This window comes from Pedobacter fastidiosus, assembly GCF_014306625.1.
Taxonomy (GTDB): Bacteria; Bacteroidota; Bacteroidia; order Sphingobacteriales; family Sphingobacteriaceae; genus Pedobacter; species Pedobacter fastidiosus.
On sequence record NZ_JACRYL010000022.1, the window covers coordinates 44,100 to 54,402 of the forward strand.

The 10,303-nt window shown below is 34.2% G+C and carries 11 protein-coding genes and 1 pseudogene; 11 read left to right on the forward strand and 1 reads right to left on the reverse strand.

Translation table 11 applies throughout. From position 1 onward, the window contains the following. Window positions 1–122: 122 nt before the first annotated feature. From H7U22_RS19240 to H7U22_RS19275, 8 genes are all read left to right on the forward strand, one after another. Window positions 123–632 (forward strand): phosphoribosyltransferase family protein, encoded by a 510-nt coding sequence (locus H7U22_RS19240; RefSeq protein ID WP_187072969.1) that lies wholly within the window; start codon window positions 123–125, stop codon window positions 630–632. A 53-nt stretch (window positions 633–685) separates the two neighbouring features. After that, the gene (locus H7U22_RS19245) at window positions 686–1,309 is read left to right on the forward strand and encodes a 1-acyl-sn-glycerol-3-phosphate acyltransferase (RefSeq protein WP_187072970.1); all 624 of its coding nucleotides are present in this window, start codon (window positions 686–688) and stop codon (window positions 1,307–1,309) included. Beyond that, the gene (locus H7U22_RS19250) at window positions 1,306–2,403 is read left to right on the forward strand and encodes a glycosyltransferase (RefSeq protein ID WP_187072971.1); all 1,098 of its coding nucleotides are present in this window, start codon (window positions 1,306–1,308) and stop codon (window positions 2,401–2,403) included. The genes H7U22_RS19245 and H7U22_RS19250 overlap by 4 nt, the downstream gene beginning before the upstream one ends. After that, window positions 2,373–3,047, forward strand: a complete 675-nt coding sequence (locus H7U22_RS19255) for a carotenoid biosynthesis protein (protein ID WP_187072972.1) — start codon at window positions 2,373–2,375, stop codon at window positions 3,045–3,047. The genes H7U22_RS19250 and H7U22_RS19255 overlap by 31 nt, the downstream gene beginning before the upstream one ends. A gap of 12 nt (window positions 3,048–3,059) precedes the next feature. Then, window positions 3,060–3,908: a 4-hydroxy-3-methylbut-2-enyl diphosphate reductase gene (locus H7U22_RS19260; RefSeq protein WP_187072973.1), complete on the forward strand. Its 849-nt coding sequence runs from the start codon at window positions 3,060–3,062 to the stop codon at window positions 3,906–3,908. Between the two features lie 73 nt (window positions 3,909–3,981). Continuing rightward, complete coding sequence (locus H7U22_RS19265; RefSeq protein WP_187072974.1) at window positions 3,982–4,656, forward strand: fatty acid desaturase; 675 nt, start codon at window positions 3,982–3,984, stop codon at window positions 4,654–4,656. A 164-nt stretch (window positions 4,657–4,820) separates the two neighbouring features. After that, window positions 4,821–5,831, forward strand: coding sequence for a ferrochelatase (gene hemH, locus H7U22_RS19270; RefSeq protein ID WP_187072975.1), 1,011 nt, complete (start codon window positions 4,821–4,823; stop codon window positions 5,829–5,831). Between the two features lie 3 nt (window positions 5,832–5,834). Beyond that, a complete protein-coding gene (locus tag H7U22_RS19275) occupies window positions 5,835–6,341 on the forward strand; it encodes a gluconokinase (RefSeq protein ID WP_187072976.1) in 507 nt (168 codons plus the stop codon). Here the strand turns inward: H7U22_RS19275 and H7U22_RS19280 are convergent. Beyond that, complete coding sequence (locus H7U22_RS19280; protein WP_187072977.1) at window positions 6,316–7,542, reverse strand: 3-deoxy-D-manno-octulosonic acid transferase; 1,227 nt, start codon at window positions 7,540–7,542, stop codon at window positions 6,316–6,318. The two genes, H7U22_RS19275 and H7U22_RS19280, sit on opposite strands and share 26 nt — an antisense overlap. Window positions 7,543–7,608: 66 nt before the next feature. On the opposite strand from H7U22_RS19280, the gene H7U22_RS19285 reads away from it, so the two are divergent. The 3 genes and pseudogenes from H7U22_RS19285 to H7U22_RS23205 form a co-directional block, all read left to right on the forward strand. Then, window positions 7,609–8,919: a UDP-glucose dehydrogenase family protein gene (locus tag H7U22_RS19285; protein ID WP_187072978.1), complete on the forward strand. Its 1,311-nt coding sequence runs from the start codon at window positions 7,609–7,611 to the stop codon at window positions 8,917–8,919. 1 nt (window position 8,920) lies between these two features. After that, the gene (locus H7U22_RS19290; protein WP_187072979.1) at window positions 8,921–9,910 is read left to right on the forward strand and encodes a UDP-glucuronic acid decarboxylase family protein; all 990 of its coding nucleotides are present in this window, start codon (window positions 8,921–8,923) and stop codon (window positions 9,908–9,910) included. Between the two features lie 61 nt (window positions 9,911–9,971). Beyond that, window positions 9,972–10,303 (forward strand): annotated as a pseudogene (locus H7U22_RS23205) (NAD-dependent epimerase/dehydratase family protein); the annotation flags it as partial.

The following is a 10,303-nucleotide window of genomic DNA, read 5'->3' on the forward strand; positions in this document are numbered from 1 at the left end:
TGTTTTTAGGTTACTGATTAGACGCAGGTGAACCAAAAACGTTGCAGACAATTGAATTTATTTTTCAAATAGTTTGAATTTCACCCTTAAAATCGTTCTTTTTGTATTCAATCCTTTTACAAATGGCCGCATCACAATTACTTATTCTTAATAAAAAGCAAATTCAACAAAAAATCGATCGTATAGCTTACCAAATTTTGGAAGACAACTTAAACGAGAAAGAAATTGTACTTGCTGGTATTTGGGATCGTGGCTATAAACTGGCTTTACGATTAGAAAAAGTGCTCAAAAAAATCAGTGCTTTAAAAATCACTCTACTTAGAATAGATTTGGAAAGAGAAAGCAGTAAGCTTATTGCATCTACTGATTTGGATGAAAGCCATTGGAAAAACAAAGTGATTATTCTTGTAGATGATGTTTTGAATAGCGGGAAAACGCTGGCTTACGGTTTAGGTGTTTTCTTAAATACGCCACACAAAAAAATCCGAACAGTTGTGCTGGTAGATAGAAGCCATAAAATTTTTCCAATTGCTACTGATTTTGTGGGATTAGAACTTGCAACTGTTTTAAAAGAACACGTTGATGTTGTTATGGATGTTGAAGGCGAAGAGGATCGCGTTTATTTAAGTTAAACGTCTAAAACCCAATATTTGCAAATGATGCTAATTTTTTGCAATTTCCCACAATGTATCATCCCCGAAAAAATACAATAATTTATAACTTTTTCTCTTGGTACATTCAATACATCATCAAAAAAGACTTTTCGCTTTTTAATTACGATAAAATAGAACTCAAAGAGGACTCATCGATTCTTGTATTGGCCAATCATTTTAGCTGGTGGGATGGTTTCTTTTTATTTTACATCAATAAAAAAGTATTCAAAAAAACCTTTCATGTTTTGGTAAATTCAGATAACTATATGAAAGTTGGTTTCCTTAAATATTTGGGGGCGTTTGCAGCAGAAAATAAAGGGAAAGATGTGTTGGAAACTTTAAACTATGCTGGCAATTTGTTAGATGATCCTCAGAATTTGGTTTTGGTATTTCCGCAGGGAAAACTTTATTCCAATCATGTTAAAAGTATTAATTTTGAAAAAGGAGTAATGCAAATGATCAATTCCAGTCAGAAAAAAATCAATATCGTTTTCGCCTCTACCTTTATAGATTACTTCGGAAAAAGAAAAGCATCCGCATATACTTATCTTCAAAATTGGGAAAACGAAGAGTACGTAAGTTTGCAATTATTAAAAAGTGCCTACAATAAACATTATGAAAACTCGGTTATAAAACAAACTCAAATTACCGAATGACCATTTTTATTTACGCAGTCCTTATTTTTTTGGTGATTCGGTTTTCTGTTACCGTTTTTAACTTTCTCTCCAACCCAAAACTTCCAAGGGTAATTAAACATTTTCACGATAAAGTTTCCATTTTAATTCCTGCCAGAAATGAGCAAGAGAATATTGTAGCATTACTTCAATCTATAAAAGAACAAGATTATTCTAACTATGAAGTGATTGTTTTGGATGATGATAGTACAGATGAAACATTTTCCATTGTTCAAAAATTCTGCGAAAATAATCTAGAGTTTAAAATTGTAAAAGGAGATCAACTTCCTGCCGGTTGGCTAGGCAAAAACTTTGCCTGCCACCAACTAAGTCAAATGGCAACGGGCAAATATTTTTTATTTATTGATGCAGATGAATCCATAAAACGAGGGCTTATCAATAGTTTAATTAACCGAATGGAGCTTGGAAAATTGGCCTTGCTTAGCGTTTTTACCAATCAACAAATGCTCACGATAGGAGAAAAGCTTACTGTGCCATTAATGCATTTTATTCTGTTGAATTTGCTTCCACTTAGATTGGTAAAACTTTCTGCAAACCCTGCATTTTCTGCAGCTAGCGGACAATGTATGTTTTTTAACGCTTCAAATTACAGAGAAAATTTATGGCATGAACGCGTAAAAAATCAAGTTGTAGAAGATGTAGAGGTAATGAAGCAGGTTAAGCAGGAAAAATATAATGCAGAGGCTTTGCTAGCCAACGGTATGATTTACTGTAGAATGTACAAAAATTTGAATGAAAGTTTAAATGGCTTTAGTAAAAATTTACTTGCAGGTTTTGGTAATAACATCATAATATTATTACTTTACTTGCTTTTGGTAATTGTTGGGCCAGTAATTTTAGTTTTAAACTTTAATATAGCTTTACTTGTATTACCAATAACATTAATTGTGTTAGGTAGAATAATGATCTCTTTTTTATCAGGACAAAACGTTTTGATCAATTTGATTTTGCATCCGTTGCAGATGTTGTTCTTCCTAATTATTTCTTTAATCTCTATAAAAAAGTACATTTTTAAAACCGGCACATGGAAGGGCAGAACGATCAAGCAGATTTAAAAGTTAAAAAAATAGCAGTCGCTTTAATTATCGTTTTTCATTTGGTTGGTTTATTGGGTTTCTTAATCCCTGTTGCACAACCTTATTTTATTAGGTTGGTTCCCTTCCATCTTCTTTTAATGTTTGCCGTTATCGTTTTCTCTTACAATGGCGATATCAAAAGACTGTTACTCTTCGTTTCTGGCGTTTTTCTTTGTGGTTTTTTAGTAGAAGTGCTGGGAATTCATACAGGGAAAATATTTGGCAGTTACTATTATGGAAATACATTGGGATATAAAATTGCTGCGGTTCCGCTTTTGATGGGCGTAAACTGGGTGATCTTAATTTTTAGCATTGGGCAAATGATGAAGAGCCTTAAAATTAGAAATAGTATTCTTGCTTCCTTTTTAGGGTCTGTAACCTTAGTAATTTTCGATTTCTTTTTAGAGCCTGTAGCCATGAAATTTGATTATTGGCATTGGGATTGGCACATAATTCCCCTTCAAAATTTTATAGCTTGGTTTATTGTTTCCGTTATTTTATTGAAGTTTTATTATGCATTGGGCTTAAAACAGCAAAAATATGTAGGAAGCACTATGTTTATAGCACAATTAATATTTTTTGTTGTCTTATACATGACAACGAGAACAAATTTTTTTGCTTAATTTTGTGATGCAATGAGTTACAACTTACAAGTCACCATAGATAAATCATCGGGCTTTTGCTTCGGTGTGGTTTATGCTATAGAAATGGCCGAAGATATTTTAGATAGTGAAGGTTATTTATATTGTTTGGGTGATATTGTACATAACGACGAGGAAGTAGAAAGATTAACTGCTCGCGGTTTAAAAATTATCGATCACGAAGTTTTAAAAACGCTTAAAAACGAAAAGGTTTTAATTAGAGCGCATGGTGAGGCTCCATCTACTTATCAACTTGCTTTAGAAAATAATTTAATTCTTATTGATGCATCATGTCCAGTGGTTTTGAAACTTCAAAATCGCATTAAGAATTCGCATGATGATGACGAACAGATTTTAATATTTGGTAAACATGGCCATGCCGAAGTAATTGGTTTACAAGGACAGACTAACGGAAAAGCAATTGTTTTTCAAGATTTGGCTGAGTTAGATACCATTGAATTACCTTCTAAATTTACTTTGTACAGCCAAACAACTAAGAGCACCGATAAATTTTATCACATCAAAGATCAATTGCTAAGTCGTGGTTACGATGTTAAAGCAAATGATACAATTTGCAGACAGGTTTCCAACCGTTATGGTGAGCTAGAGAAGTTTGTGGCCAATTACGATAAAATCATTTTTGTTTCAGGTAAAAAATCATCCAACGGAAAAGTGCTTTATGATGTTTGCAAAAAGTACAATGACAACTCCTACTTTATCTCGAATGTAGAAGAACTAGATCAATCCTGGTTTTCCGAAAATGATAAAATCGGCATTTGTGGTGCTACTTCCACACCAATGTGGTTAATGGAAAAAGTTAAAGTTGCACTAGAGCAATATTAGGAATTTCTTTTACCAAATCAATTCTCGGTTCTAAGTGTTTAAATTATATCCATCTTAAAATTAGAAAAACCGATTGAAAATAAATAAATCATATACAGGAATCATTGTTGCTTTAACGGTAATTGGCTGTTGGCTTACCTTACTTTACTCTCTTTTAACCTGGAATTTTGTATGGACCAATCCTTTGGTCTATCTGTTAATCCTTGTTCAAATGCATTTGTACACCGGTTTATTTATTACTGCACATGATGCCATGCATGGAACAATCTCGAGCAATAAAACTGTAAATAATATACTCGGGTATATTTCCGTATTTCTTTATGCAGGCTTTTTCTATAATACTTTACTTACCAAACACCATAAGCACCATAGCCATGTTCATACAGAAGAAGATCCAGATTACGCTAATCATGGCTTCTGGAGATGGTATTTAAGTTTTATGATGAATTACGTAACTGTAATTCAGCTCATAATTATGGCGGTTGCCTTTAATGTTTTAAAAATTTGGGTTAATCAGGAAAATCTTTTATTGTTTTGGGTTTTACCTTCGTTAATGAGTACGTTTCAATTATTTTATTTTGGAACCTATTTACCTCACAAGGGAGAGCACGATAACGAATATCATTCATCTACACTTCAAAAAAATCATTTTATAGCTTTTATAACTTGTTATTTTTTTGGTTATCATTTAGAACATCATCAAAAACCAGGCATGCCTTGGTGGCAATTGTACAAAACTAAAAGTTAAGTGTTTTCATTTTAACCTTATAGATTTCGCAAGTTCTGAAATTTTCAAGGTCTAAATAAGCAAGATCAAATTTGACTAAAAAATGGCTACTGTCATATTTTTACGATAGGTAAAAAACAATAAAAAGTCGATATTTGCCACACAAAACATATTCTTAATTCTAAATGAGCAAAAAGGGAATTTTACTGGTTAATTTAGGAACACCTGATAGTCCTGCCGTGTCCGACGTTAAAAAATATTTAGATCAATTTCTAATGGATGAAAGGGTGATCGATATTCCTGCTTTTAACCGCACATTATTGGTAAAAGGTATTATTGTTCCTTTCCGCAGTCCTAAAACAGCCAAATTATATAGAGAAATATGGAATGAAAATGGTTCTCCGCTTTTGTTTTATAGTCAATTGCAGGCAAAAATGCTTCAAGAGAGACTGGGTGACGAATATCATGTAGAATTGGCTATGCGCTACCAAAGTCCTTCAATCGCTTCAGCGCTAGCAAATTTAAAAGCTGGTTTGGTAGAAAGCATTCAGGTAATTCCTATGTTTCCGCAATATGCATCAGCAAGTACCGGTTCAGTAATGCAATTGGTAATGGAATTGGTAAGTAAGTGGCAAACTGTGCCACCTATTTCATTTGTTAATTCTTTCCATGATAATGAATTGATGATTAAAGTTTTTGCCGAAAATGCAAGAAAACATAATGTAGAAAGTTACGATCATGTTCTATTTAGTTTCCACGGATTACCGGAGAGACAGTTATTAAAATGTGATCACACTGGAAGTTATTGTTTGAAAAACGCGGATTGTTGCCAAACTTTAAATGATACCAATAAATTTTGTTACTCTGCTCAAGGACATGATACGGCAAGATTAATTGCTAAAGAACTAAATTTATCTAGAGAAAATTATACGGTTTGTTTTCAATCGAGATTGGGAAAAGAACCATGGGTACAGCCTTACACAACTGATGTTTTAAAGAAATTAGCGGGCGAAGGTAAAAAGCGCTTATTGGTTTTTAGTCCTGCTTTTGTGGCTGATTGTTTAGAAACTCAATACGAAATTACTGTAGAGTATCACGAAGAATTTAAAGCTTTAGGAGGAGAACACGTTCAGCTGGTAGAAAGCTTAAACGATAGTCCTGTTTTTATTGAAGCATTAGCTGGAATGATCAACTAATTAATGGCCAAATTAATCATCTTAATGGGCGTTTCTGGAAGTGGTAAAACCTCTATTGGTGAAGCACTTGCTCAAAAAATAAGTGCTCAATTTATTGATGGCGATCATCTACACAGCCAAAGAAATATAGATAAAATGGCATCTGGAATTCCACTTACAGATGCCGATAGATACGATTGGCTTAAACTAATTGGTGAGGTTGGAAAAAGAGAAGTCGATAACAATATTAACTGTATTATAGCCTGTTCGGCTTTGAAAAAATCTTACAGGGATATTATCCGTGCAGAAAACGAAAATTTGATTTTCATTTATTTAAAAGGAAGCTTCGAACTGATAGAATCTAGATTATCTTCGAGAAAAGGACATTACATGCCTAAAGGTTTATTGAAAAGTCAATTTGATGTTTTAGAAGAACCTAAAGATGAAGAAACTGATGTTATTACGATAGAAATAAATCAAGATATTTCAGAAATCATAAACGAGATTATAAAATCTGTAAAGGTTTCGTAATCATTTCGATAATCTGATCAGTAGATCCCTTTTTATCTTCAACGTACTTCTTAGCGCTTTCTGATGCGGGCTGATTGTTTTTAAAATCGCTAAATGCCAATTCTAACTCTTCTGAAGTAGATATGCTTTTAGCCGAACCTAACGAAATTAAATCTTTTGCTTCTTGAAACTTCTCATATTTTGGCCCGAAAATCACGGGTAATCCAAAAGCTACAGCCTCTAAAGTATTATGGATTCCGGCACCAAAGCCACCACCGATATAAGCAAGTTTGCCATATCGATAAAGAGAAGATAACATGCCAATATTATCGATGATAAGGATTTGTGCTTGAGGATTTTCTGTTGTATTTAAAATCGAAAACCTTAAACTGCTATTAAGGAATTGCCTTTCAATATTAATGATATGATTGGAATCAATTTCGTGCGGTGCAATTATAAATTTCCATTCTGGATATTTTCCTGGCAAAGTCGATAATAGTTTTTCGTCTTCCGGCCATGTACTTCCACAGATTAATACTGGAGAATTGCCTATAAAACTTTCAATTTTTGGAAGTGATTTTGGAGATTGAGCATTCTCATAAACCCGATCAAAACGAGTATCGCCACTAAGCGTACAATTCTCAATCCCAATTGACTTTAAAAGGTTTACACTTTCCTCATTCTGAACAAAGAAATAGGTAACACATTTTAGCATATCTCGGTAAAAACCGCCATACCATTTAAAAAAAGTTTGACTTTCTCTGAAAATTCCTGAGATCAGATATAATGGGATTTCTTTCCTTTTAAGTTCTGTAAAGTAGAAATGCCAAAATTCGTATTTGGTAAAAATCGCCATCTCTGGATTTATACTTTCAATAAATCGCTTTGCGTTTTTAGGGGTATCAATTGGCAAATAGAAAACATCTGCAAGCGCATAATTTTTTCTGATTTCGTATCCCGAAGGAGAGAAAAAAGTAACAATAATTTTTTTATTGGGGAATTTCTTTTTCAGTTCTTCCAATACAGGTCTACCTTGTTCAAATTCGCCCAGAGAAGCAAAGTGAAACCAAATGTGCTTTTCATTTGGATTTACTTTTTTTGCAATTTTATTGAAAAGATCTTTTCGACCATTAACAAAAAGCTTTGCTTTGGTATGAAAAATTGACAAAAAGCAAATAATTACGTAGTATAATCTAATTCCTAATGAGTAAAGCCAAAGCATTGAATGTAATTTATTATCTTCGTCGCAAGATAAAACGAAAATATTTAAAACACCCTAATTAAATATATGAAAATAGCTGTAGTTGGTACAGGATACGTTGGTTTAGTAACAGGAACGTGCCTGTCTGAAACCGGAAACGATGTAATTTGCGTCGATATAAACGATGCAAAAGTAAAAAAAATGCAAAATGGTGAAGTTCCAATCTACGAACCAGGTCTTGATTTATTGTTCCACAGAAACATTGAACAAGGAAGATTAACTTTCACAACAAATCTTGCCGATGCTATAAAAGATGCCCAGATTATTTTTATGGCACTTCCAACGCCTCCAGGCGGAGATGGCGCTGCAGATCTTTCCTATATTTTGGGTGCGGCAAAAGACATTTCAAAATTGATAACAGAATATAAAATCATCGTAAACAAGTCTACAGTTCCGGTTGGTACTGCCGATAAGGTTAGAGCCGTTTTTGCTGCTAACACTTCAATAGAGGTTGATGTGGTTTCCAACCCTGAGTTTTTACGTGAAGGTGTAGCTGTAGATGATTTTATGAAACCAGATCGCGTGGTTTTAGGAACAACCAGCGAACGTGCAAAAAAACTAATGACTGAACTTTATGGTCCTTATGTGCGCCAAGGAAATCCAATTCTATTTATGGATGAGCGTTCTTCTGAACTTACTAAATATGCTGCAAACTCATTCCTTGCAACTAAGATTACTTTCATGAACGAGATTGCAAATCTTTGCGAACTTGTTGGTGCTGATGTAGATGCAGTAAGAAAAGGTATCGGATCAGATGAAAGAATTGGAAAACGTTTCCTTTTTCCTGGAATCGGTTATGGTGGTTCATGCTTTCCAAAAGATGTTCAGGCGCTAGTAATGGCTGCAGATGAAAATACTTATGATTTCCAGATCCTTAAATCGGTTATGGAAGTTAACGAAAGACAAAAAACTATCATTGTAGATAAAGTTTTAAAATATTACAAAAACGATATTCAGGGCAAACATTTTGCACTTTGGGGCTTAGCCTTCAAACCAGAAACTGATGATATCCGCGAAGCACCAGCACTTTATATTATAGATGCGCTAGTTAAAAATGGTGCTACAGTTACTGTTTTTGATCCGGAAGGAATGGAAAATGTAAAGGGTGTTATTGGAGATAAAGTGAAATATGCGCAGAACCAATATGAAGCTTTGGAAGGTGCAGATGCACTTTTAATTGCAACAGAATGGTCTGTATTCCGTAATCCAGACTTTGAAAAAATTGAAAATATTTTAAAAAACAAAGTAATCTTTGACGGCCGTAATCTTTACGATCTTCAGAAAATGATTGATTTGGGTTATTATTACAACAGTATCGGAAGAAAATTAATTGATTAAGATGGAACGTAAAAGAATACTGATTACTGGAGCAGCGGGTTTTTTGGGCTCACATTTGTGCGATAGATTTATAAAAGAAAATTACCATGTAATTGGTATGGATAACCTGATTACAGGAGATTTAGCCAATATTGAACATCTTTTTAGCTTAGAAAACTTTGAGTTTTATAATCATGATGTTTCCAAGTTTGTTCATGTACCCGGTCAACTAGATTATATTCTTCACTTCGCATCTCCAGCAAGTCCGATAGATTATTTGAAAATTCCGATTCAAACCTTAAAAGTTGGATCATTAGGCACACATAATTTACTTGGTTTGGCAAGAGCCAAAGGCGCAAGGATGTTAATTGCTTCTACTTCTGAAGTTTATGGAGATCCAAGTGTAAACCCACAGCCAGAAGAATATTGGGGAAATGTAAATCCAGTAGGTCCACGCGGTGTTTACGATGAGGCAAAACGTTTTCAAGAAGCCATCACTATGGCCTACCATACTTTCCACGGTGTGGAAACCAGAATTATAAGAATTTTTAATACTTATGGTCCTAGAATGCGATTAAATGATGGGAGAGTACTTCCTGCATTTATCGGTCAGGCGTTAAGAGGAGAGGATTTAACTGTTTTCGGAGACGGAAGTCAGACTAGATCTTTCTGCTATGTTGATGATTTGATTGAAGGAATTTATCGTTTGTTAATGTCTGATTATGCACAACCTGTTAATATTGGCAATCCAGATGAGATTACAATTAAGCAGTTTTGCGAAGAGATTATTAAACTTACAGGCACATCTCAAAAAATTGTTTACAGAGATCTTCCTCAAGATGATCCTAAACAAAGAAGACCGGATATTACCAAAGCAAGAGCATTGTTAAACTGGGAGCCGAAAGTTGGTAGAGCAGAAGGTTTAAAAATTACTTACGAATACTTCAAATCTTTACCAGAGCAAGCTTTGGCAAAGATTGAGCATAAAGACTTTACAACATTTAATCGTTAAGATGTCTAAAATATTAGTTACCGGAGGTACGGGTTACATTGGTTCGCATACCGTGGTAGAACTGCACAACGCAGGTTACGAAGTGGTTATCGTTGATAATTTATCCAACTCAAACATCAAAATCCTGACCCAGCTCCATGAGATTACGGGGAAATGGTTCGAATTTCAGGAGATTGATCTTCAGGATGATAAAGCTGTTCAGGAATTTGCCGAACAGAACACGGATTTAACTGGAATTATTCATTTTGCAGCCTACAAGGCAGTGGGAGAATCGGTTGCCCAGCCGTTAAAATACTACAGGAATAACTTTTACAGTCTGATCAATCTGCTGGTTTCGTTCAACAGAAAGATAGATCTTGTGTTTTCTTCTTCCTGCACGGTTTATGGCCAGCC